The 25460-nt window shown below is 40.4% G+C and carries 18 protein-coding genes and 5 pseudogenes; 16 read left to right on the top strand and 7 right to left on the bottom strand.

Annotation, left to right across the window (positions count from 1 at the left end; translation table 11 throughout):
* Positions 1 to 8 precede the first annotated feature (8 nt).
* Positions 9 to 242 (bottom strand): annotated as a pseudogene (locus tag D464_RS0109235) (Arm DNA-binding domain-containing protein); the annotation flags it as partial.
* Between the two features lie 536 nt (positions 243 to 778).
* Here D464_RS0109235 and D464_RS0109230 point away from each other — a divergent pair.
* The 9 genes from D464_RS0109230 (at position 779) to D464_RS0109190 (ending at position 12834) form a co-directional block, all read left to right on the top strand.
* Complete coding sequence (locus D464_RS0109230; protein WP_018911149.1) at positions 779 to 2011, top strand: glycoside hydrolase family 27 protein; 1233 nt, start codon at positions 779 to 781, stop codon at positions 2009 to 2011.
* Positions 2012 to 2079: 68 nt separating this feature from the next.
* Positions 2080 to 3363 carry an acetylxylan esterase gene (locus D464_RS0109225; RefSeq protein ID WP_026284677.1) on the top strand — a complete coding sequence of 428 codons (1284 nt, stop codon included), beginning with the start codon at positions 2080 to 2082 and terminating at the stop codon, positions 3361 to 3363.
* Between the two features lie 20 nt (positions 3364 to 3383).
* Positions 3384 to 4661, top strand: a complete 1278-nt coding sequence (locus D464_RS0109220; RefSeq protein WP_018911147.1) for a glycoside hydrolase 5 family protein — start codon at positions 3384 to 3386, stop codon at positions 4659 to 4661.
* A 7-nt stretch (positions 4662 to 4668) separates the two neighbouring features.
* Entirely contained in the window at positions 4669 to 6984 is a 2316-nt protein-coding gene (locus D464_RS0109215; RefSeq protein WP_018911146.1) for a glycoside hydrolase family 3 N-terminal domain-containing protein, read from the top strand.
* 1 nt (position 6985) lies between these two features.
* Positions 6986 to 8098, top strand: a complete 1113-nt coding sequence (locus D464_RS0109210) for a glycoside hydrolase family 26 protein (RefSeq protein ID WP_024985808.1) — start codon at positions 6986 to 6988, stop codon at positions 8096 to 8098.
* Between the two features lie 10 nt (positions 8099 to 8108).
* Positions 8109 to 9272 carry a glycoside hydrolase family 130 protein gene (locus D464_RS0109205; RefSeq protein ID WP_018911144.1) on the top strand — a complete coding sequence of 388 codons (1164 nt, stop codon included), beginning with the start codon at positions 8109 to 8111 and terminating at the stop codon, positions 9270 to 9272.
* The gene (locus D464_RS0109200; RefSeq protein ID WP_018911143.1) at positions 9269 to 10669 is read left to right on the top strand and encodes an MFS transporter; all 1401 of its coding nucleotides are present in this window, start codon (positions 9269 to 9271) and stop codon (positions 10667 to 10669) included. Before D464_RS0109205 ends, D464_RS0109200 begins: the two co-directional genes overlap by 4 nt.
* Positions 10670 to 10671: 2 nt before the next feature.
* A complete protein-coding gene (locus tag D464_RS0109195; RefSeq protein WP_026284676.1) occupies positions 10672 to 11868 on the top strand; it encodes an AGE family epimerase/isomerase in 1197 nt (398 codons plus the stop codon).
* A gap of 75 nt (positions 11869 to 11943) precedes the next feature.
* The gene (locus tag D464_RS0109190; RefSeq protein WP_018911141.1) at positions 11944 to 12834 is read left to right on the top strand and encodes a helix-turn-helix domain-containing protein; all 891 of its coding nucleotides are present in this window, start codon (positions 11944 to 11946) and stop codon (positions 12832 to 12834) included.
* Between the two features lie 543 nt (positions 12835 to 13377).
* On the opposite strand, the pseudogene D464_RS12645 reads toward D464_RS0109190, so the two are convergent.
* A pseudogene (locus D464_RS12645) lies at positions 13378 to 13978 on the bottom strand (IS982 family transposase); the annotation flags it as partial.
* 59 nt (positions 13979 to 14037) lie between these two features.
* On the opposite strand from D464_RS12645, the gene D464_RS14100 reads away from it, so the two are divergent.
* A complete protein-coding gene (locus D464_RS14100; RefSeq protein ID WP_262502523.1) occupies positions 14038 to 14169 on the top strand; it encodes a hypothetical protein in 132 nt (43 codons plus the stop codon).
* 719 nt (positions 14170 to 14888) lie between these two features.
* Here the strand turns inward: D464_RS14100 and D464_RS0109175 are convergent.
* Positions 14889 to 15917, bottom strand: a complete 1029-nt coding sequence (locus D464_RS0109175) for a nucleoid-associated protein (protein WP_018911139.1) — start codon at positions 15915 to 15917, stop codon at positions 14889 to 14891.
* Positions 15917 to 16135: a DUF3732 domain-containing protein gene (locus D464_RS0109170; RefSeq protein ID WP_018911138.1), complete on the bottom strand. Its 219-nt coding sequence runs from the start codon at positions 16133 to 16135 to the stop codon at positions 15917 to 15919. The genes D464_RS0109175 and D464_RS0109170 overlap by 1 nt, the downstream gene beginning before the upstream one ends.
* 314 nt (positions 16136 to 16449) lie before the next feature.
* On the opposite strand from D464_RS0109170, the pseudogene D464_RS12640 reads away from it, so the two are divergent.
* The 3 genes and pseudogenes from D464_RS12640 to D464_RS12635 all read left to right on the top strand — a co-directional run bounded on the left by D464_RS12640 (position 16450) and on the right by D464_RS12635 (position 19452).
* Positions 16450 to 17671, top strand: a pseudogene (locus tag D464_RS12640) (tyrosine-type recombinase/integrase).
* A gap of 4 nt (positions 17672 to 17675) precedes the next feature.
* The gene (locus D464_RS0109160; RefSeq protein WP_018911137.1) at positions 17676 to 18932 is read left to right on the top strand and encodes a site-specific integrase; all 1257 of its coding nucleotides are present in this window, start codon (positions 17676 to 17678) and stop codon (positions 18930 to 18932) included.
* Between the two features lie 52 nt (positions 18933 to 18984).
* Positions 18985 to 19452 (top strand): annotated as a pseudogene (locus D464_RS12635) (DUF1896 domain-containing protein).
* A gap of 504 nt (positions 19453 to 19956) precedes the next feature.
* Here D464_RS12635 and D464_RS13950 read toward each other — a convergent pair.
* The gene (locus D464_RS13950) at positions 19957 to 20205 is read right to left on the bottom strand and encodes a transposase (protein ID WP_051076970.1); all 249 of its coding nucleotides are present in this window, start codon (positions 20203 to 20205) and stop codon (positions 19957 to 19959) included.
* 937 nt (positions 20206 to 21142) lie between these two features.
* Positions 21143 to 22342 carry an MFS transporter gene (locus D464_RS0109135; RefSeq protein WP_018911135.1) on the bottom strand — a complete coding sequence of 400 codons (1200 nt, stop codon included), beginning with the start codon at positions 22340 to 22342 and terminating at the stop codon, positions 21143 to 21145.
* A gap of 158 nt (positions 22343 to 22500) precedes the next feature.
* Here D464_RS0109135 and D464_RS0109130 point away from each other — a divergent pair, with 158 nt between their 5' ends.
* On the top strand, positions 22501 to 23436 hold the full coding sequence (locus D464_RS0109130) for an AraC family transcriptional regulator (RefSeq protein WP_024985804.1): 936 nt from the start codon (positions 22501 to 22503) through the stop codon (positions 23434 to 23436).
* Here D464_RS0109130 and D464_RS13290 read toward each other — a convergent pair.
* Positions 23419 to 24358: pseudogene (locus D464_RS13290) on the bottom strand (IS982 family transposase). The gene D464_RS0109130 and the pseudogene D464_RS13290 sit on opposite strands and share 18 nt — an antisense overlap.
* A 615-nt stretch (positions 24359 to 24973) precedes the next feature.
* Here D464_RS13290 and D464_RS13280 point away from each other — a divergent pair.
* Both D464_RS13280 and D464_RS0109110 read left to right on the top strand, forming a co-directional pair.
* Entirely contained in the window at positions 24974 to 25243 is a 270-nt protein-coding gene (locus D464_RS13280; RefSeq protein WP_018911131.1) for a helix-turn-helix domain-containing protein, read from the top strand.
* Between the two features lie 3 nt (positions 25244 to 25246).
* Positions 25247 to 25460 (top strand): MerR family transcriptional regulator (locus tag D464_RS0109110; protein WP_018911130.1); only part of this gene is annotated, 214 nt, incomplete at its 3' end.

Genomic DNA, 25460 nt, shown 5'->3' with positions numbered 1-25460 from the left:
TTAGTTTACTGAACAGACAACAGCAGATTTTCCAATTTACCGTTTATCTCCACCGCCTCACGACTCTTACCGTCCATTTTGCTCTCTCGTGGATTCCACAAGTCGGGGTTGCAGGAGAGTTTACAACTGAACTGCGCAATACTCCTTCCAAGTGTGATACGTCCCATGATGGGAGCCTTGCCCGACTTGTCAAGTCCGCTCTTTTTGAGGTAGAGCAACACCTTCATTTTCTCTTGTTTCATACGCTTTGATGTTTTGTGGCAAAATTACCAATTTCAAAGCGTTCCTCACTTATGCAGAAAACTGCCGACCACAGCAACAGCCACACGAGCAAAAATAATTTAGTTACCGAACATTACTTCATCGTTACCTATCCCAAAATCAGGTAACGCTTTGGTAACTGAACTTCTGCCTAAATCTGCATATTACTGCCCTTTTTGAAAAGGGAACTTCTATGCAAATTATTCCGTTTCCTGCTCATTATCAGTTCGTTTACACCAACTTCTATTTTTCTTCATTTTCAAGGATTAGTTGCACGTCAAGAGATGGTATCTTCCACGCCCAAAGAGGCTTGTTTATTCAACAGGAGATCGTGAGACAATAAAAAACAAATAGTTAGAACGGAAGATGAATATAAACATCTTTCTCGCAAAATGAAATAAAGAGCCAGTGTTCCGATAATCTCATAAAGTGTCAGTTTTGGTTAAGATAGTATGATTAGTTTCGTCTTTTAAGTCTTATCTTTGCATCGTAAATATCTAAAAACTAAAATTGATAAATGAAGATGAATAGAAGATTCCTTTTAACAATCCTATTACTTCTACTTCTCCCTGTAATTGGAAGAGCACAAACAAGAGAGAGTCTATCACTGACACCACAGATGGGGTGGAGCTCATGGAACAATTTTCAAGGCAACATTAATGAAGATATTATAAAGAGCATAGCCGATGCCATGGTGGCAAGCGGACTGAAAGATGCTGGTTATACATATATAAATATAGACGATTGCTGGCATGGTAAACGTGATGCTGATGGATTTATACAGGCTGACCCTAAGCATTTTCCACATGGAATAAAGGCTCTTGCCGACTATGTTCACTCACGTGGACTAAAGTTAGGTATCTATAGCGATGCCGGTTCTGAAACATGTGCAGGACGACCAGGCTCATTAGGTCATGAGTATCAAGATGCTTTGCAATATGCTCGTTGGGGGATTGATTATCTGAAGTATGACTGGTGTAATACAACCAATGTTAATGCACAAGGTGCTTATCAACTGATGCGTGATGCTCTTCAGGCTACTGGTCGGCCAATCTTCTTCTCTATGTGTGAATGGGGAGATAACCACCCTTGGCGCTGGGCAAAGGGTATTGGCGACTCATGGCGCATAGGACCAGATATTTGGTGTTCGTTTGATTCTACGCACGTATTCCCAACGTATATACAATGTAGCATCATAGACTGTATCAATCGTAATGATAGTCTGCGGAGCTATGCTGGACCTGGACATTGGAACGACCCAGACATGTTAGAAGTGGGGAATGGTTTATCAGTCAATCAAGACCGTGCACACTTCACTATGTGGTGTATGATGGCGAGTCCACTTATTCTTGGAAATGATGTACGCAATATGAGTGATGAGACGAAAGCTATCTTAACTAATAGAGACCTTATTGCTATTGATCAAGATAAACTTGGAGTACAGGGACTTCGTTTCCTCATTCGTGAGGGACTCGAATATTGGTTCAAGCCTTTATCCAATGGAGATTGGGCAATGACCATCTTTAATCCTACACGTCAATCGCTCTCTTGTTCACTCAATTGGCAAGACTTCAATCTTACAGATGAAGAAGTAAGCAAGAGAAGTACAGCCTTTGATCAGAATGTTTATAAGATAAAGAATTTATGGACTGGACGAATGGAAGGGAAAACAACGCTCAAATCAAAAATTGAACGTAAAGTGTCAGTTCCTGCACAAGATGTGATAACTTATCGTTTAATAAAACAATAGTTTAAGTCTGAGAGAAGCATTTATGTTTTTTCTCTCCACATTCATAACCTACACAACTAATAAAGATAATGAAACGGTTAATATTTATCTTCAGCTTTCTATTGCTGATAAGTTTTAATCTCTGTGCACAGATACGCGGAAGTGAGATTGCAGTAATGGTTCAACCCGATCATGCAAGTTGGAACTATCGTTTAGGGGAGAATGCTATCTTTAAGGTAACTGTACTGAAGGAGGGCTGTCCACTCCCCCAAGCGAAAGTTGATATAGAGGCTGGACCAGTTATGTATCCTGATGTAAAACAAAAGGATGTTGTCTTGCGGGATGGCACGACCACTTGGAAAGCGTCTATGAAGACAGCTGGTTTCTATCGGCTGAAAGTTGTGGCGCACATCGGTAATAAGACACATGAAGGCTTGTGTACAGTTAGTTTTGCACCAGAGACGCTCCAGCCAACAGACAACTGTCCTGCAGACTTTGATCAATTCTGGAAAAAAACATATCAAGAGGCAAGTCAATATCCACTTGATGCTCATCGTCGTCTTTTACCAGAACGCTGCACCGATCGTGTAACGGTTTATGAAGTAAGTTTCAATGGGATTAATTCTGGTAGCCGAATCTATGGTATCCTTTGTATTCCAACAGCATTCAAGGAACCACGTCCTGCACTACTTCGTGTACCTGGGGCAGGTGTTAGACCTTATCAAGGTGATATATATATGGCTGACCGCGGAGCTATTACACTCGAAATAGGTGTTCATGGTATACCTGTCACGATGCAGCAACAGGTGTACGATGATCTACTACATGGTGCTTTAAATGGTTATTGGGAAGCTAATCTTGATAACTTGTATCAAATGCCATATAGACGTATATTTATTGGTGCATTGAGAGCTGTAGATTATCTTACCCAGTTACCTGAATGGGATGGGAAAACGTTAGGTGTAACAGGCTCAAGCCAAGGTGGAATGTTATCATTGGTATGTGGAGCCCTGCACCCAAAGGTCAGTTTTATAGGTGCTGTTCATGCTGCCATGTGCGACCATACAGCCTCTCTACATGGTAAGGCTTGCGGTTGGCCACATTATTTCTATGGTCAGAAGAATCCTGACAGTAAGAAAGTAGTTAATAGTGGGTACTTTGATGGAGTAAATTTTGCACGTAGGCTGAAAGTTCCATGCTGGATTTCATTTGGATATAACGATGAAGTTGTCCCACCGAACACTACCTATGCCACTTATAACGTTATAAAGAGTATGAAGACGTTGAGTATTTATCAGGAGACAGGTCATTATTGGTTCCAAGAACAATGGGACGAATGGGAGGATTGGATAGCCAAAGAATTGAAACTATAATCATGTAATTTCAAGAAGTTATGCGAAGTGTAAGATATTTCCTTTTAGTCCTTTGTCTTCTTTGTGCAGTTTCTATAAAGGCACAGTCTTTTGTCACTGTTGAGAACAGAAGGTTTTGTCGTAATGATAAGCCCTATACCTTCATAGGTGCAAACTATTGGTATGCAGCTATTTTAGGTTCAACAGGAAAGGGCGGAAATCGAAGAAGACTAAATAAAGAACTTGATGAATTGAAACGGCTTGGCATCACAAATCTCCGTATTTTAGTGGGTAGTGATGGGGATGATGACTCGAAATGTAAAGTTAAGCCAGTTCTTCAGACAGCACCAGGTGTGTATAATGACTCTCTCCTTGCAGGACTTGATTATCTTATGCTACAGCTACAGGCTCGCAATATGGTAGCTGTTCTCTACCTGAATAATTCATGGGAGTGGAGTGGCGGCTATGGCTTCTATCTGGAAAATGCTGGTGCAGGGAAGGCAGTGCAACCTAATGTAGCAGGATATCCAGCTTATATGAAATATGCCTCACAATTTGCCACTAACTCCAAAGCACAAGAACTATTCTTCAATCATGTGAGGTTTATTGTCTGTCGTATCAATCGTTATACTGGTAAACGATACATTGATGATCCATCCATCATGTCGTGGCAGATAGGGAATGAGCCTCGTGCTTTTGATAAGGCACTCCTCCCTGCTTTTGAAGGTTGGCTTTCTAAGGCTGCAGCTTTGATAAAGAGCCTTGATAAGAACCACTTGGTAAGTGTCGGGTCAGAAGGTGCATGGGGTTGTGAAGATGATTACGATGCTTGGCAGCGAATCTGCTCAGATCCAAATATCGATTATTGTAACATACATATATGGCCCTATAATTGGGGGTGGGCAAAACAAGATTCGCTAACGCAACATCTGAAAAATGCTGAAGCAATGACAAGAGAGTATATTAATAGGCACTTGGCAATATGCAGGCAACTGAATAAACCCCTTGTGGTGGAAGAGTTTGGATATCCAAGAGATGGTTTTTCTTTCTCAAAAAAAGCAAGTACAACGGCACGTGACGCCTATTATAACTTCATTTTCTCACTGATGAAAGCTGATATTTCAAGAGGTGGATACTTTGCTGGTTGTAATTTCTGGGGTTGGGGTGGACAGGCACTGCCACGGCATGAACAATGGCAGTCTGGTGACGACTATACTGGTGACCCTGCACAAGAGCCCCAAGGACTTAACTCAGTATTCTCGACGGATAAGAGTACACTTAAAGTCATCAAAACAGCAATTACAAATCAATCTAAATAGTCAATGAATGATGAGACAAATATTAACAATAGCCCTTATGGCTATAACATTGAATGCAATGGCAGGAACAAAGGAACAACCTATTTATAAGAACCCGAAAGCAAGTATTGAACAACGTGTCAATGACCTCTTGAGCAGAATGACACTCGAAGAGAAAGTAGGACAGATGAATCAGCTTGTGGGTATTGAGCATTTTAAGCAGAATTCGGCTTCAATGACGGCAGAAGAGTTGGCTACAAACACTGCAAGTGCCTTCTATCCTGGCGTTACGGTAAAGGATATGGAGGACTGGACAAGACGTGGACTGGTTTCCTCTTTCTTACATGTATTAACCATGGAAGAAGCAAACTACTTACAAAAACTCAATATGCAAAGTCGTTTGCAGATACCTCTTCTTATCGGTATCGATGCGATTCATGGTAACGCAAAATGTAAAGGTAATACTGTTTATCCAACAAATATTGGATTGGCATCATCGTTTGATGTGGATATGGCTTATAAAATAGCTCGACAAACAGCTGAAGAGATGCGTGCAATGAATATGCATTGGAATTTCAACCCGAATGTTGAAGTGGCTCGCGATGCACGATGGGGACGTTGTGGTGAAACCTTTGGTGAAGACCCTTATCTAGTCACATTGATGGGAGTAGCAACAAACAAAGGTTATCAGCGTAATTTAGATAATGCACAGGACGTATTAGGTTGTGTAAAACATTTCGTAGGGGGGTCATATTCTATCAATGGAACAAATGGTGCACCATGTGAAGTCTCTGAGCGCACCTTACGGGAAGTATTCTTCCCACCTTTCAAGGCTGCTATTCAACAAGGGGGAGACTGGAATGTGATGATGTCACATAATGATTTGAATGGTGTACCTTGCCATACAAATAGTTGGCTTATGACTGATGTCTTGCGTAAAGAATGGGGATTCAGAGGTTTTATTGTAAGTGACTGGATGGATATCGAGCATTGTGTGGACCAACATCGTACTGCTGCCAACAATAAAGAGGCTTTTTACCAGAGTATTATGGCTGGAATGGACATGCACATGCATGGACCAGAATGGCAAACAGCTGTAGTTGAATTGGTAAAAGAGGGTCGAATACCTGAAAGCAGAATAGATGAAAGCGTCAGACGAATATTGACCGTAAAATTTAGGCTGGGACTCTTTGAGCACCCTTATAGTGATGTTAAAACACGTGACCGTGTCATCAACGACCCAGAACACAAGCGCACAGCTTTGGAAGCATCACGTAATAGTATCGTCTTGTTAAAGAATGAGAATGACCTATTACCACTCGATGCACAGAAATATAAAAAAGTATTGGTGACTGGTATCAATGCTAACGACCAAAATATTATGGGTGATTGGAGTGAACTTCAACCAGAGGATCAGGTTTGGACGGTCTTACGCGGATTGAAAAGTGTCTCACCAACTACGGATTTCAAGTTCGTTGATCAAGGCTGGGATCCACGCAACATGTCGCAAGCACAAGTTAATGCAGCTGTAGCTGCAGCCAAAGACTGTGACCTTAATATTGTTTGTTGTGGTGAATATATGATGCGCTTCCGCTGGAATGAACGTACTTCAGGAGAAGACACTGATCGTGACAATCTTGACCTTGTAGGACTACAAAATCAACTGATACAACGATTAAATGAAACAGGAAAACCTACTATTGTTGTTATTATCAGTGGTAGACCACTCAGCCTTCGTTATGCAGCAGCGCATGTTCCTGCTATTATCAATGCGTGGGAACCTGGACAGTTTGGAGGACAGGTGGTTGCAGAGATAATATATGGTAAGGTAAATCCCTCGGCTAAACTTGCTATGACAATACCACGAAGTGCAGGACAAATATCAACATGGTATAACCATAAACGTTCTGCTTTCTTCCATCCCGCAGTGTGTACAGATAATAAGCCGCTCTATCCTTTTGGATATGGACTGAGTTATACAAGTTTCCGATATAGTAATTTGAAACTTAGCAAACAAATTATTCCAAACGATGGTAAAACTCAGATAATAGCAAGTGTGACCATTGAGAATACTGGTCAACGTGATGGTGTGGAGATTTGTCAATTGTATATTAACGATCTTGTATCATCGGTCTCTCGTCCTGTGAAAGAATTAAAGGATTTCCTACGCGTGGGATTAAAAGCAGGGGAGAAGCGCACTGTTGAGTTTACTATCACACCAGATAAACTGGCTTTCTATGATCTCAATATGAACCCAATAGTAGAAGCTGGCGAGTTTGAGGTTATGATAGGTGGAAGTAGTCGTGATGAAGATTTACAAAAAGCAACCTTTACAATTCAGTGAAATGAGAAAAGTTATCCTTATTATAGCAATAGCTTTGCTAACAATTAATGCAGTAGCGCGAAAGAATATGCAGAAGACACCAGCAGAACAACTTATCGAACGTCTACAACAACTTAGAAAGTATGGTATAATGTTTGGTCATCAAGATGCTCTTTTCTATGGAACAACATGGAAATGGGAGTATGGAAGAAGCGATGTAAATGATGTTTGTGGTGATTATCCAGCAGTACTCGGTTGTGAACTGGGAGGATTGGAATTGGGCAATGAGAAGAATTTGGATGGTGTCCCATTCGATAAAATGCGCCAACAAATTATAGAACATTATAAGAAAGGAGGCATCATCACCATCAGCTGGCATCCTTATAACCCTGTAACTGGGCAGAATGCTTGGAACACGGAGGGCAATGCTGTGACAGCTGTCCTTCCTGGGGGCAAGGAGAATGTGAAGATGAAGTTATGGCATAAACGATTGGGCTCTTTCTTTAAGTCACTTAAGGATAATAAGGGTAATAGCATCCCTGTTATTTTCCGTCCATGGCATGAGATGAGTGGCAGCTGGTTTTGGTGGGGATACCAACAATGCACCCCTGAACAGTATAAGACTTTATATCAACTTACGTATAACACTATGAGACAAGCTGGTCTGTCTAACATTGTTTGGAGTTATTCGCCCAATGCACAGGCTGACGACACTGCTGAGCATTATTTCCGATTTTATCCAGGCGATAAATATGTTGATGTGTTAGGTGTTGATTTATATCAGAATAATGGTAGACAAGACTTTATAAACCAATGTCAGAATGAGATGCAAATCATGTCAGCCTATGCAAAGAGCCATAATAAATTGTATGCATTAACAGAGGCTGGCTACCGAAATACACCTGATGAGAAGTGGTACACATCAACGCTCTTACCGGGTATTAAGGGATTCAAACCGTGTTATGTTCTACTTTGGCGAAATGCGTGGGATAATGCAGAGGAGAATTTCGGACCAGCTCCAGAGAAGGCATGTGCAAAAGATTTCAAAGATATTTATAAACAAGGTGCGTTCCTATTTCGTAGTCATTTGGAGAAATACACTGAAAAAAGAAAATGTAATCGTCACAAAAATTAATAAAAGCGATATGTCAATATTTAATTCAAAATTAAAAGAGCTTAAGGATAGACACGAATCTTTACTATCTAAGCCAAACCACATAATAGAGAACGGTAATGGTATTTACGAGCGTTATACTAATCCCATCCTGACCGCAGAGCATACACCGCTGGAATGGCGATATGATATGGACGAGAAAACTAACCCCTTCCTGATGCAACGCATCATGATGAATGCAACACTCAACGCTGGAGCTATGAAATGGGGAGAGAAGTACCTATTGGTCGTCAGAGTGGAAGGGGCTGATCGCAAGAGTTTCTTTGCTGTGGCAGAAAGTCCGAATGGTGTGGATAATTTTCGCTTTTGGGAGGAACCAATCACTATGCCTGATACGGAGACACCTGCGACAAATATCTACGATATGCGTCTAACACAACATGAGGACGGATATATCTATGGTGTGTTCTGCGCAGAGAGACACGATGATAGTCAGCCTGGTGATCTTTCTGCAGCTACCGCTACAGCAGGAATAGCACGTACAAAGGATTTGAAAAAATGGAAACGCTTACCAGATCTTATCTCATCAAGCCAGCAACGTAATGTTGTACTTCATCCTGAGTTTGTAGAAGGAAAGTATGCTTTCTATACACGCCCGCAAGATGGATTTATTGATACTGGTTCTGGCGGTGGAATTGGTTGGGCTTTGGTTGATGATATTACACATGCTGTTGTGCGTGAAGAGAAGATTATTAATGCACGCCATTACCATACCATCATGGAACAGAAAAATGGTGAAGGTCCCCACCCTATTAAGACTCCACAAGGATGGTTGCATCTTGCACATGGCGTAAGAGGTTGTGCCAGTGGATTGCGTTATGTTCTCTATATGTATATGACTGCTTTGGATGACCCTACACGTGTGATCGCACAGCCAGGAGGTTATCTCCTTGTACCCGAGGGGGGCGAATATATAGGTGACGTCATGAATGTAGTCTTCTCAAATGGCTGGATTGCTGATGAGGATGGGCGTGTGTTTATCTATTATGCTTCTTCTGATACACGTATGCACGTGGCAACATCAACTGTGGAAAAATTAGTTGATTACTGTTTACATACACCGCAAGATGGCTTTACTACAGCAGCAAGTGTAGAAACAATTAAGAAACTCATTGCTAAAAATCGTTCATTATGAAGATACATCTTAGCGAAAAGATAGGCTATGGACTGGGCGATATGTCGTCATCCATGTTCTGGAAACTGTTTGGAGCTTATCTTATGATTTTTTATACTGATGTGTTTGGTATCTCGGCAGCAGTCGTTGGAACCATGTTCGCCATTACGCGTGTATGGGACTCTTTTTTTGATCCCATTGTTGGTGTTATGGCTGATCGAACCACATCACGTTGGGGACATTTTCGACCTTATCTGCTCTATCTTGCTTTGCCATTCGGGTTGATTGGCATATTGACTTTTCTGACTCCTCCATTTGGCGAGACAGGAAAGATAGTATATGCCTTTATTACCTATGCACTAATGATGATGGTCTATTCGGCTATCAATGTGCCTTATGCCTCATTGTTGGGAGTAATGAGTCCTGATTCTGCCGACCGAAACACGTTAGCCACTTACCGCATGACATTTGCTTATATAGGCTCGTTCTTAGCTTTATTACTCTTTATGCCATTGGTAAACGCTTTCAGCGGTAATGATAGCCATAGCTCTGTGTATGGCTGGCTTACTGCACCACAGTTTGGTTGGCTAATGGCTGTTGTAGTAATTGCTATTGTGTGCATTCTTCTTTTCTTAGGTTGTTTTGCACTGACAAGGGAACGTGTGAAATCTGTAAAGAAAGAGAAAACATCCTTGAAGACTGATATTTGCGACCTATTGCATAACCGACCATGGTGGATTCTGCTTGGTGCAGGTGTTGCCTCGCTGGTCTTTAATTCTATACGTGATGGAGCCACCGTTTATTATTTTAAGTATTATGTTGACGAGACTTCTGTTGGTTGTATTACGTTTTTAGGGCTTCCGTTTGTTCTTAGTGGACTTTACTTAGCTGTTGGACAAGCTGCCAATATATTAGGAGTAATTCTTGCAGCTCCTATCAGTAATCGTATAGGAAAAAGACACACCTTTATGGGAGCAATGGCTATTGCTGCTTTACTGAGTATTGGCTTCTTTTGGCTTAATAAGGATCAACTCTTCCTTATTTTCTTGCTACAAACGCTTATCAGCATCTGTGCGGGTAGTATCTTCCCATTGCTTTGGAGCATGTATGCTGACTGTGCTGATTATAGTGAACTGAAAACAGGGAATCGGGCAACGGGGCTGATATTCTCTTCTTCTTCGATGAGTCAGAAATTCGGTTGGGCTTTTGGTACAGCTATAACAGGCTGGATGCTTGCGCAGTTTGGATTTCAAGCTAATGCTGTTCAGTCGGCTGAAACGATACAAGGTATAAAAATGTTCCTCTCTATTTTGCCTGCTATTGGAGCTTTGTTATCATTAGCTTTTATCTTCTTTTATCCTCTTTCAGAAGCAAAGATGAAATCAATAACTACTAAACTACAAGAAAAAAGAAAATGATTATGTATAAACTGAAGAAAGAGTTACAAAGCGAACTTACAGAGAATATTCTCCCTTTCTGGTTGAATAAGATGGTTGATGAACATAATGGCGGTTTTCTGGGTAGAATAGATGGGAATGGTAATCCCATACCTACAGCCGAAAAAGGAGCCGTACTAAATGCTCGTATCCTTTGGGCTTTTGCTGCCGCATATAGAGTATTACATAAGCCAGAGTATCTTGAAGGTGCAATAAGGGCGAAAGACTATTTTATTTCTCATTTCATCGACAAGCAAGAGGGAGGTGTATTCTGGAGCTTAGATGCGAAAGGGAATATACTTGATAGCAAGAAACAGACTTATGCTATTGGATTTGCTATCTACGGATTAAGCGAATTTGCACGTGCAACAGATGATGAAGAATGCTTGATGTATGCAAAACAGCTGTATAATGACATTGAGCAACATGCTTTTGACTCTATAAACAATGGGTATGTTGAAGCTTTAACACGTAACTGGCAGCCTATTGCTGACATGCGACTGAGTGATAAAGATGAGAATGGTTCACGAACAATGAACACGCATTTGCATATTCTTGAACCTTACACAAATCTCTATCGTGTGTGGAAATCCCCAGAACTGGCTGAATGCATTAAGAATCTAATTAGTACATTCTTACAACGGTTGTATAACTCCAATACAAACCATTTGGATCTCTTCTTTAATGATGAGTGGGAAGGCAAGCGTAACATACAAAGCTTTGGTCATGATATTGAGGCTGTATGGCTTTTGCATGAGGCTGCATTGGAGTTAGGTGAAAGACAGTTGCTGACTAAAGTGGAGGCTGCTATAAAACGTATTGCGATAGCTGCTGATGAAGGTCTACAAAATGATGGTTCTATGATATATGAACGATGGACCGACACAGCAAAAGTTGACAACCAACGTCAATGGTGGGTGATGTGCGAGTGTATCATTGGGCATGTCGACCTTTATCAATATTTTGGTGATACAGAATCTCTCTGTATCGCACAAAGATGCTGGGACTATACCAAGCGGTATATTGTCGACCATAAACAAGGAGAATGGTTTTGGGGCTGTGACGAGAACAAACATCCAAACATAATAGACGATAAGGCTGGATTCTGGAAATGCCCTTACCATAATACGAGAATGTGTTTAGAGATAATAGAGCGAGAAGCACTAATCAACAAGGCATAAATCTCTTCATTCTTCCACAGTGTGGTACGTGCAATAAAGTATTACACAGAGTCGTTATCTAAAAAAATAATTCTTATGGATACATGTGTACTACACGAAATTACACCTTTGATGGAGACGGATGCCCTTTATATTGCAGATAGGCGTAAAGGGAGCTTTTCTTATCCTGTGCATAATCATGAGGCCTTCGAACTAAACTTCGTAGAGAATGCCGCTGGGGTAGAAAGAATAGTTGGAGACAGTAATGAAGTGATTGGTGACTATGATTTAGTGCTCATCACTAATCCTACACTTGAACATGCATGGCTACAACATGAATGTAAAAGCACAGATATTCGGGAGATAACCATTCAGTTTAATTTCGGAGAAGGGACAACTGCTTACGACCAATTCTTTGGGAAGACTCCGTTTGAAAGTATCAGACGCATGATGAAAGAAGCGAGAATGGGACTGGCATTCCCTGTTTCTGCAATCATGAAAGTGTATGAAAGGTTGAGCGAACTTAGTCAAATCAACGACCGATTCACTGCGTTGATGGAATTTATTAATATTTTGCATACCCTTTCCTTGACTACTGGTGCACGAACACTTGCCACAACAAGCTATGCACGGGTAAATGTTGAGGACGATAGTAAGCGTATTCTACGTGTAAAGAAGTACATCCTTGAGAACTATAAATATGAACTCCGTTTAAAGACATTAGCTGACTTAGCAAATATGAGTGAGGGTGCATTCTGTCGCTTTTTTAAGTTGCATACTGGGCGTAGATTAAGTGATTATATCATAGATATTCGCTTAGGATATGCCACGCGTATGCTGATAGATACAACAGACACCATATCTGAGATAAGTTTTAAATGTGGATATAACAACTTGAGTAACTTTAACCGTATTTTTAGAAGAAAAAAGGGTTGCTCTCCCACTGAGTTCCGTAATAATCAACACAAGATAAAAATCATAATTTAGTTATATGCTTCTAATCACTCCAAAGTCGTGATTAGAAAATAATGATAAGTTACTTTTACATTAAACGCACATGTGTAGCATACTTGCTTATAAGGCTCAAAATTGCCGAGTTCCTTAATATTAAAAACAAATACTAAAAGGCAAAGGATACCCCCAGCTCCCCAATATAGTACTTTTTTTAATAGAATGGAAGCCATATATTACCTCTTGTGTTAGAATAATATTATCCCCGTTCGCACTCTTTGTCTAATAGGTTTCCGCATTCTTTCTCACCAGTTCCTCATTCCTTTCTCATGCTTCTTGTGTCTTTCTTATCCGTATCTTTTATTAGTCTCATCATGATGAAACCAGTGTCTCATCGTGATGAAACCAGTGTCTCTTCACGATGAAACTTGTGTCTCATCACGATGAGACTAACATTATATGCGTGTGTAAATGATGTGCAACACGTTAGAAAGGAATGGGGAATAGGTGAGAAAGAATGCTGGAACAGGTGGAAAACGATTCGCAAACAGGTGAGAAAAACTGGGCGAACCTGTCAGCTTAGTATGAAAATAGTTCTAACTGTCTTGATTTTTCTACATATACAGGTAGTGCCTCTGGCTTATTCTCAAAAAAGCAATATGCCGTAAGGGCTGAACATAAGTTCATGATAAAGTTATGTACCGATCGATGTCGTGAGTGTACGATGCTCGCTTTGTTCTTTAGCAGTTCATTAATGCACTCGATGATATTCTTTTCCTTAGCATAATCTTATCCACATAGGCATAAGCTTCTTCTTTGCTTTAAGACTATGAACAAGTTGAATACCTTGACTGAACAGACTTTTAAAGAGTTTCTGCTTGATATACCCTCTGTCTGCAAAACCCTTTCCATAGAGTACCTTTGCAAATACCGTCCAGACTCTACGATCCCTTTTATCAACGTTTGCTCCTGTAAGACAGAATGTTATTACTTCACCTGAATCATTACAAAGAAGATGAAACTTGAATCCATTACACCAATCCATAGTACCCTTGCCACTCTGGGCAAGTCCAGCAAAGACCTTGTTAAAATACCTTCTTACATTGTGACAAACAGGAATCATCGTATTGTCAACGAACGTTATACCAGTACATTTACCAAAGGCATAGAATGTGCAAAAGCAGATACAATCGTTCGATTGTATTGATGGACGCTAATTAACATCTCCACAGAAAGGGTATGAACAAAGGATGTAGCCCTGCTGGTACAAGCCAATTATTGGATATATCTCCGATAACGGATGTATTCATCTCCATCGGTAAATATCTTGGCAACGTAAAGAACAGTGAATTGTATAACAATAAAAATTAAGGAAGTATGACAGAGAACAAAAATGGCAAGGTAGATCCCGTTTTGCCATCCGAGAACTTATTTCACAGGGTATTCCCATGAAAAGAGAGTGAGATGTCGGTCGTTCTCGTTTCAGGGGCGAAAAAAGGTAGGGCTTAGAACAAACAAGGTTTTACGGCGAGAATACTACCTGCAATGAAATAGAAGTGTGGAGATTGTCGTCTAAACGGCTTGCTGCCCCACCTTTTTTGTCCGTAGAAGCCTGGAACTACCTTCGCCGCTGACAACGAACAACCGATCCCGACATGATATACGGCATAAGTTGAGGAAGTGCAGGGAGAGAAGCAGGGCGAATACAAAAAACGAGGGTGTGTCAAAATAAAAATACCATTTTGATAATCTTACAGTTTAAAACAATCCAATAAAAAATGACCATTTCTATACTCGATTTTGAGTAAAGAAATGGTCTTTTCTTTGCTTTTAGGAAAACCTACTTATAGCTTGAAAGTTGTCAAGTTATTAATTTGCATTTTGACACACCCTTATTTACCATAAGAATAGAAGACACGGAAAACAAAAAGCCGCCCTAACGGACAGTTCATACGATCAAATTGAATATAGTATGAGATGTTTGTGAAAAAAAGAAATGTACAAGAAAGATTATACATTTGCCTAACATTCAGAGGCAATATTCTCGTCCATACCTTGGATGTGTTCGAAACTTTTGGATACTATGATACTTATTCATAGTATAGTTTAATAAAATTCTTTTTCTTCTCATCATCATATCCCTGTTCAATAAAGGCAGACGCATCTAACACCTTAAGTTCAAAATCTGTCCCTATCTTTATAATGTTTGCCTTTGTTATAGCTTTTCTTTTCGTCGCATTTTGTGTGCATTTAAATATTTCTGGTATTTTTCCTGTTCTATCTTCATATTCCTTTCGACACACTGGTAATAAGGATGCTACTTCGTCATCTATTGCTAATGATGAAATCAATTCATTTGTATTAATTTCGGCACCATCATCTTGCAACATTTGTGTAATTCTTCGAGACGCCTTCGCTAATTTCAAGGATTTTTCAGGATGTTCTTTACTTACCTTTTGCACTATAAAAGAGCAAAAGTTCACTATGTTTTCTGTATACTGAAAATCGGTGATAATATCCTTAACATATAGGAAGTTATTCGACCAATATCTACCATCTTGACGAATAGTTGATGTTTCCACTATTGAAATCAAGTACCCTTCCTCTGATTTTGTATTAAAAATTAAGCAACCTTTATCCAAGTGTTTTGTACTCAAGCCTAACTGCGGCTTTATTGAATATTCGCCATTCTCATAGGACACAGTTAAGAAACTATCTTTAGCTTCTGTTTTGAGAAGCATGAGCGCATCAACAGTTTCATTATTAAGGATGCAACCGTCAATGTAGATTACATAAAACTCACCATTGGCTATATTAGGGTGTATGCTTTGGTTATAAAGGTGTATAGCAAGATTGTTAGATTGCTTAACTATATCATCTTTATTTTCAAATATCTTGTGTACAAATCTATAAGACAAATTCATGTCTAAAGACTCTATTGAATCGAATTGTCTAAAAACATCAAACTTGAATGTGTTTTTTACCAATGTTGATATAAAATCAGAAGCAAATGACATATCATCTGCTTTAGAAGCAAATGCTACACCTTCTTCTTTTAACTTATTACCTACTTTTTGTATAGTGGCTATTGTAGGGACTCCTAATTTTAAGTTTACCATTATTCGTAGATATATTTAGGAATTAAGCCTCCTTGATCAATTTTAGAGAATTTTGCTGTAGTATGGAAATACTCTAAATCCTTCCAATACGATTCATCCGCATGCTCAATTAATATCATCTGAAAACTCCTGTTTTGGTTTCCAATAATCTCTTCCATAAATTCGTTGAGCAGACGGAAAGCTTTCATAAGTTGTTTTTTATCGTCATTATTTAGCATACTCTTATCTGCATAATCAGTAGCTAAGAATTAAGGGAAATATAGGGTAACGCAAGGAATGTAACTATTTGAAATAGTACTATTTAGCATTTTCTTGCTATTTTGAGGGTAAGCGAAAACGAGCATCAAACGGCAGGAGTTCCGTTACCAAATCGTAACCCATCAAGGGAAAAGCAAAAAGGGGTTACGAATTGAAGCTAAATAACTGTTTCATAGGTTTTTATTCCTCATCTTTCATTTTTCTGCATCGCTCAGGAATACTTGTTCATCTGTACCTTTGCAAGCAAAGGAAATTTAGAAAAAACGACAGAAAAATGAAGGAAAACAAACTGAAAGTATCGTTCTTCGTTCAGGCGAAACGAACCGACAAGAAAGGACTTGTGCCTGTTATTGGGCGCATCTCAGTTGGCAGAACTCATTCAGGGTTCTCCACCAAGTGCAAGGCTCCGCTCACTCTTTGGGACAGCCGTAAGCAACGGCTCGTCGGCAAGAGTGCAATGGCGGTGTCTGTCAATCAGAAACTCGGTGAATGGCACCGCACTCATCCACGCACGCTTTCACAAACTCAGTGAAAGAGAAGAAGCCTTTACCGCCACTGATGTGAGGGATGCCTATCAGGGGCAAATCCACCGCCAAGCTTTGCTTTTGGAGAGTTTCGGGGAGTATCTCATACAGACAAAGGAGCGTATAGGCATTGACAGAGCATTAAAGACATTCAAACTCCGTACCTACCAGCTCTCCCTGCTCCGTGAGTATGTACAAAAGAAGCACAAAGTAAGCGACATTCCTCTTTCACAGTTGGACAAATCCTTTATTGAAGGCTTCGAGTATTATCTTACCATCGACCGCAGACTGAAACGCAGCAGCATATCCAGTACCTTATCCACCTTGCAGACCATCGTCCGCATGGCGGTAAAGAAAGGCGTGCTGGACTTCTATCCGTTCTTGGGCTACAGTTACGAGCGACCAAAGGGCGAACCAAGAAGCATTACGCAGGAAGAACTTGAACACATCATCGACTTGGAGATTGAGTGGGAGAACTACCGCATTGTCCGTGATCTCTTTGTCTTTTCCTGCTTCACAGGTCTGGCAATCTCAGATGTCCGCAATCTTCGGGAGGAGAATATCGTCACTGAAGAAGGCAAACTCTGCATCAAGGGCAGGCGAATGAAAACCAAGACACCGTATCGTGTACAAGTACTTCCTCCTGCTTGGGCGATAATAGAGCGGTACAGGGGAAAGCGTGCAGGCTTTGTATTTGATGTCCCTACTACTGACATTATTCTCAATGGCATTCACTACATACAGAGAAACATCGGCATGGAAAGCCCACTGACCTTCCACATGGCTCGCCACACCTTTGCTTCGCTTATCACACTCTCGGCAGGTGTACCTATCGAAACGGTGAGCCGTATGCTCGGACACACCAACCTGAGAACAACACAGGTATATGCAGCGGTTTCCTCCGAAAGAATCCATCGGGATATGCAGAAAGTGCAACAACGCATACAAGATACATTCACCTTAAAACTTTGACATTATGACACGTAGTACATTCAAGACACTCTTTTATATCAACCGCTCCAAAGAGAAAAAGAACGGCAAATGCCCGATTATGGGGCGCATCACCATAGACGGTGAGCAGGTGCAATACAGCACGGGAAAGGAAACCTTTTCCGAACTTTGGGACAGCAGGAAAGGGCGATGCAAGGGCACAGGTGAAGAGGTGAAGGAAATCAATCGCTATCTGCAAGCCAAAGATGGACAAGCCAACGCAAAATATCAAGAGTTGGTATGGCAACGTGGCTATATCACAGCCGAACTGCTGAAGCGTGAACTTTTGGAAGAGGACAAGCTTTTGGAGGAAGTACATCTCTTCATCGAGGATAAGCGTCCCTGTGTGGGAATTTCAGTTGCCAAGCCAACCTTTGCCAACTACATCTATGCAGCGCAGCTCATTGAGTCCTATCTGCGTGAATGCTTAGGCCAGGAAGATATTCGATACTCACAGTTGGATTATGGCTTTATCGAAGGGCTGGACTTCTACCTCAAATCAGAGCGCAATCTCTCCCTTGCCACCATTCAGATTGTCGTCGTTTTCCTGCGGAAACTCATCAGCATCGGGCAGCTGAAGAAATACATCCGCATCGACCCCTTTGTGGATTACAAGGCAGAACTGCCACACCGTATAAGGCGTTATCTCACCACGGAGGAGTTGCAACGAGTATTACAAACCCCAATCATTGACAAGCAGTTTGAACGTGCAAGGCAACTCTTCCTATTCTGTGCCTTTACGGGGCTGGCTCGTGTGGATATGCAACGGCTCAAACCGAAGCATATCATCCGTAATGCGGATGGTACTGAGGAAATCCGCATCAAGCGACAGAAGACCGACGTGGAAGCCATCATCCCACTCCTGCCTATTGCGGGGCAAATCCTTTCGCTTTATATCAAGGACAAGAAAGCGGACGAGTTGATATTCCCCAACCTGACCATACGCAAAGCTTCCTTTGCCTGTGTGAACATCGGGCAGATATGCCGAATAGAGAAAGGTTTGACCTTCCACATGGCTCGCCATACCTTTTCGACCACAATTTGCCTATCCAACGGCATTTCAATGGAAACACTCAGCAAGATGCTCGGACACAGTAATATCGGTACGACACAAATCTACGGAAAGATAACCGACCACAAGATACAGGAGGATATGACTGCACTCACAGACAGGGAGCATACTGTATTTGAGGGTTATTGTGAGTCGATAGCACGGCAGAACGTTCCATTGCAACAAGCATAAAAAGGAAGTAATTACCAAACATTTATTATTCACGATTGAAAACTAAACGATTATGAAAGAGAACAACAAACAGGAACTTTCCTATTTTCGTTTGAAGTTAAGAAGTTATATGAGTGAGCATCATCCCGAGAGATTGCAAGATACGGAGTTTATCACTGCATGGGCAGACATGGCTCTCACTGCTTACTGCGATGCAGTGGCATAAGGTTTTTCGCACCTCGAAGCAGAGAACATAGCAAGTGAGGTATTGTATCAAGGTTTGCACTTTTCCAAGTACGACACGCTTGTTTCTGTCTTGGAGAACGAGTTTGAGAGGGAACTGCCTGCTCCGCTCCCCGATAAGCTTGCACCCATATTGTTGTCGAACAAGGCTGTTCAAGCCACATTCGACAAGTTCGGTTTGACGGACACATTTTCCGCAAGCGGACAATACGACCGTCTTTACACCGAACTCACTGGCACGATAGTGCTGCTCATCGAGAGCAATAATCTGCCGACAGTAGGTCAGGCGGACAGATAAAACGTTTGTTTACGCTTTATAAACAGCCTTACGCAAAGTTCCCTGAAACCGTAATCGGTCGGGCAAAGATATGGCGGTTGCCTTTACTTTCTTGCAAGGTCAAGTCCTGCTGATGGAGCGAAAAATCTCCACCGCAGGGCTTTTCTCTTCTGTCTGCCGAGAACGGTTTTCATTCAAGTCCAATTTATTGTACGGTTGTATTTTTCGCTCCAACCTTGCGAAAGTAGGCTGACCGCCAAAGAGAAATGCCCGAACGAATACGGCATACTCAGGCTCTTTGGACGCAAGCGATAAAATAAGCATTCTACCTGTTAATCGTACGGACGATTTATCTATCTAACCACAGAGAGATAGATAATTCTTACGTTCGTCCAAACGGTCTATCGTTCGAACTATCTATTTAACGTGAGTTCGACGGATTCAGAACGATGTAAGGGGAGTGTAAATGATGCTTTGTGCATTGATGGACGGCTTCTTTGGAAACAGGAAATAGGTGGTAATTGCCTATAATAAGTTGATGATGAAGCGGTCAAAGTATCTATGTATGGAGTGTTCTACCTGCGAAATGTTCTTAAGTTCATCATTCACCGTTTCAATAAAGCAGCGATAACCAGAACCGTGGAAAGGAATCATTACCAGCATAACTTCTGTCTTTGACATCATAGAATCACGACGATGCTTTCGTTTTCCGGTAGGTTTTAGCGTATATTTTGCCGTCATTACATCAAAAAACTTGCAGGAATCGACTACCATACAAAATATTTCAGTAACTCCTCCATAGGTGATTATTACGGTTTTTATTTATAACTATTTGTATATTAGCTCCTTAATGCTACAACGATTTTCACTAATTACCAAATCCATAGACACTTATAATTCGTCGAGATCACGGTAACATAAAAGCAAAAACAAGAAAGACTGCGATCTATAAGAGGCTTTACGCGGATACCATCAGTAGTGAGAACATTAATCTTAATATAAAGATTTACACGCTCATAACAGCTGTTTTTTAGGGAATCTCTGCGCTTTCTCTCCTCGCATTAGAGCAGAACGGAGGGAGGGAAGAACTGTTCAGATGTAAAGATTATTCCCATCTGCTTTTTAATCTACGATCTTTTGATGTGTAAAAGGGCATGTTTTGCAATGTAAAAAGGGCACCTTTTACAAGCCCGTTTGTAACCTATTGATATCTTGAAGGTTACAAAGGAGATAAAGAAGGGATATGGTAGGGAAAGTGAAAGATAGCGAAGTGAGAAGTGTAAGGATTTTTGTTTCTGTTCGTTCCGTTGTGTTTTTCAAAGTAAGCTCAGTGTGCTTTGTCATCAGGGTAGCGGCTTTACCGATTCAAAAGGTGGGTGAACAGACTGAGAAACGGACGTGAAGAAGACGAAAGAAACGGCGGGATTGGCAATAAAAAATGTGCCTTTCAGTCGGTGATTTTTTAACGTTCCAACGACAGTTTACAAAGAATTAATTGTGTTTCAGCGACAGAACCATGACCAATAATATGGACCATTATGGATATACTGTAAGCTGAGAGACTACTTAATAGATTCAGCTCGCACGCTCTATGTCCTCCTTTAAAAAGGACAAAGAGCTTCACGAGCTGTAGAAGGAGAAGTTTTCAATTCAACTTATATCACTTCTCAAATAGATTACCGATATCCTTATGCTATAGAAGAAGAAGTTTTTATCTCAACTTATAGCCCTTGAATGCATAGAAAAGGATATAAGAAAAGCTGACAAAACAGATCCCATACGCATATTGAATGTTGCTAACATCCTTAATAAGTCCGAACAACACAGTGATAACAGCACCACCGATAAGTCCCATTGTCATTAGTGATGAGCCTTCCTTGGTATATTTACCCAAGTCCATAAGAGCCAAAGGCCAGAATGCTGGCCACATCAATGAGCAGCCTAATGCCATGATACCTACAGCATAAATACTATAAACACCCGGGAGTAACAATACAAGTAGCGTTCCAAACAGTGCAACGAAGGAACAGATCTGTAAGGCTTTCGTCTGTGAAAGATACTTAGGAATAAGAATAATACCTGCGATATATCCTATACTGATGCTGATTGGGGTAATCCATGAGTACGTATGAGGATGAGGAAGACCTAATTCACTTGCATAATCTATAAGTGTACCCAAGACGATGGTCTCTGAACCAACATAAAAGAATATGGCAATTGCTCCAAGAACAAGATGTGGGAACTGGAAGACAGAATGCTTACTGTTTGCGTAGTCGGATACTGCTGAATCTGCATCAGCGTCATTTTCTCCAGCAGCTTTCACCTCTGGCAATGGTGATATAAGTGCTACGACACCTAAGATTACAAATAAGCAGATTATAACCAAGAACGGTTTGTCAAGATCTTCCAAGCCAACACCTCCACTATTACTTGCAAAAAGAGCAATAAACAAAGGTGATACAGGCCATGCTAACTTGTTTATCATGCCCATAATAGAGATTCTTTTTGCTGCACTCTCCGTTGGTCCAAGGATTGTTACATAAGGATTTATAGCAGATTGTAGGAACGTATTAGCTGTTCCACAAAGGAAAGATGCCAATAAAAAGATAATGAAACTCCTTTCAGCTGCAGAGAGAATAAACACTCCGAAGGCTATAGCAAACATGGCAAAAGCTGCAGCCATCGTACGCTTATATCCAATTTTACTTATCAATAAGCCTGCTGGATAACCAAAGATAAGGAATGGTAAGAACGTAGCACCTATAAGCATATATGCTTCTGTGGACGAAACGCTTAGCGAAACCTTCAATACTGGTACTAATAAGGAATTGATTCCCAATGCAAAGCCACAAGTAAAGAACATGAAAGCAAGGAAAAGCATTGGTATAATGAAGTTGTTTTTTTCTTTCATAGAGAATCTTTTTTGAATTAAAAATTAATTGTTATGTTTTAAAAATCCGCTTTTTTTGACTATAGTTATCTTTAAAATGTAAAGTTACTACTTGTTTTTAATAATAACATACACTATCTTTGCGTTGTTATAGAGTATATTTACATTTGCAGAAAAAGATGGTAATACTTGATAGAAAGATAGTACATAATGTGCAAACCATGTGCAGTCACATTACATACACTGAGTTTAATCTACCATTTCATAGACATTCCGAATATGAACTCATCCTGTTTACCAGCGGAAGTGGGACAGAATTTGTTGGAGAGGGGGTTGCTGACTACAAAAAGGGCGACGTTGCACTTATCGGAAGTAATATTCCCCATCTGCATTTATGCAAAAGTAGAATGGGAAATAGCCAAGAAACAGAAGCTATGGAACATAGTACAAGTGAAACAATACAGTTCAGTCCAGACATGTTTCCACCCGATATTCTTAACCTACCAGACTATGAACATATTGCTGATTTGCTATCGAAAAGCCAGTATGGCATACGTTTCTATGATGAAGGATTATATGAGGACCTCCTCTCAAGGTTATCTTTGTTCGATTCACAGTCCTATACAAGGCGTCTGATTGCTTTGTATGAGATTCTCGAAAGATTATATAACTGTTCACAAACAAAGCTATTATCACCAATAGCATTCAGCCATTACAAAGCTCCTAATACCGATACTGCCATTGACAAGGTATTCACCTATTTATATAATAACTTCCAGAAGAAGATTGTTCTCACGGAACTTGCTGACTTTGTTAGTCAGAATCCGACGTCACTTTGCCGATATTTTAAGAAATGTACCAACAAGAGTATATTCCAAGTACTTGCCAACATACGCATTAAATATGCTTGTAAATTACTAACTCATTCGAACCTTACGGTCAATGAAGTGGCTTTTAACTCGGGATACAATACACCAACACTGTTTTACGAACAATTCTTAAGAGAGATACATCTAACCCCAAATGAATACAGACAACACATTAACGCTGAGAAAATCAGCAACCATATGAATATAACAATTGGTTCGCCGCAAGACTCAACACATAGTAAATAACGTGAGTTCGACGGATTCAGAACGATGTAAGGGGAGTGTAAATGATCTTTGTGCATTGATGGACGGCTTCTTTGGAAACAGGAAATAGGTGGTAATTGCCTATAATAAGTTGATGATGAAGCGGTCAAAGTATCTATGTATGGAGTGTTCCACCTGCGCAATGTTCTTAAGTTCATCATTCACCGTTTCTATAATGGCTCTTTTTCTGAGTAAAAGTCTGTCTGAAACGCTCATTAAGGCTCCTTTCATGTTACTTTTCAATTTGGTTATAAGCTGTATTCCGTCAACGAAAAGCCTTTGAAATAGGTTCTTGCCGATGTAGCCCTTGTCACCGAATAGCTTACCATATATAAAATCTATGAATGCTTTGTACTCCAAAGGCTTACGGTCATCAACATCTCCCGGCGTTATCATAAAGTTGAGAAGCTCTCCTTTATCATTGCAAATCAAATGCAATTTGAAACCGAAGAACCAACCCATAGAGCATTTTCCTCTTTGGGCTATGCCTTTGAAAACTTTGTGAATATGTTATTCTTTGGTTTTTGCAGATACGCAATGGTGTGCTATCAACGAAGCTTATACCCGTGCATTTGCCCAACAGAACCTTCTTGATAAACAAGGTTAAGGGTATGACTACATCCCTTTCCAATTCTACTATACGGTTATAAGAAACAACTTTTGGAAACAAATGGAGAAGATGCTTGCATACTTTTTCAAGATAGAAATGTTTAAAGCAGCGATAACCAGAATCGTGGAATAGAATCATTATCAGCATAACTTCTGCCTTTGACATTGTAGAATTTCGATGATATTTTCTTTTTCCTGTAGGTTTTAGCGTATATTTTGCTGTCATTGCATCAGAAAACTTGCAGAAGTCATCTGTCATACAAAATATTTCAGTAACTTTGTCCTCGGTAATCATAGCGGTTTTTGTTTGTAACTGTTTGTATATTAGTTCTTTAAAGTTACAACAAATTTCGCTAATCACCAAATTTATAGACACTTATAATTCGTCGAACTCACGTTATTTATCGAACTATCGGACTATCGATATGTCGAATTGTCGAACTCTCGAGAGTTACCTACTTTCATTTTCGTTGATATGAAACGAACCGGCACCTCTTCTCATTACCGCAATCATACCATTCTTATACAGAACATAAGAGTTTTTCAGCGGCGACTCCAAATCTGATAGAGAAAACTACCAGCCTTTGCGCTTAAAGCTTATGAGCTTTCTATGAAAAGCTTATAAGCAATCTATGAAAAGCTTATAAGCAATCTATGAAAAGCTTATAAGTAATCTGACAAAAGCTTATAAGCTTTTTGCCAAAAGCTTAAGAGCTTTTTGGTGAAAGCTTAGGAGCTTTTCAGACTGACAAACTAATTTCTCTTCTCTTCCTTCTATATCCTTGCTTTTCTGCGTTGCTTTGTTCAATGTAGTTCTACGCTTACCTTTGCGTACGACAATAGTGGCAACAGACTGTATATGAGTTTGTTTGCCGTGTAACAATAATGTAATCAAAACAAAAAGAATGCAATGAAACTCATTATTATCGATCGCAAGGCATGGGAGCAGCACTGCTCCGACTTTGCAGATTTTGTTCATCGTATCGAACAACTCATCGGCAATCCGCCCGAAAAGGACGAATGGCTCGACAACGAAGCTGTATGTCGCAGACTCGGTATCAGCAAACGTACCCTGCAATCATACAGAGATACGGGTAAAATTCCTTATTCAATGATTGGACATAAGTGTTATTACAAGGAGAGCGACATCACAGATTTACTGAACGCAAAAACTGAATGAACTATGGCAGAGAACGAAATCGTTACACAGAAAGACCCTCAGATGCTGTTGTTTTCACAACTGATGGAAGGAATATTGAAGAAACTGGAGCGGTATTGCGCTACCGCCCGTCCGATGCTGGGCGGAGAGGTTTACCTCACTGGCGAGGAGGTTTGCAGCCAATTACGGCTCAGCACACGCACGCTCCAAGAGTACAGAAATGCAGGAATACTTCCTT

Origin of the sequence: Prevotella veroralis DSM 19559 = JCM 6290, assembly GCF_000377625.1 — a bacterium.
GTDB lineage: Bacteria > Bacteroidota > Bacteroidia > Bacteroidales > Bacteroidaceae > Prevotella > Prevotella veroralis.
Note: the sequence above shows the minus strand (reverse complement) of the source record. Positions and strands in the feature narration are given on the sequence as shown.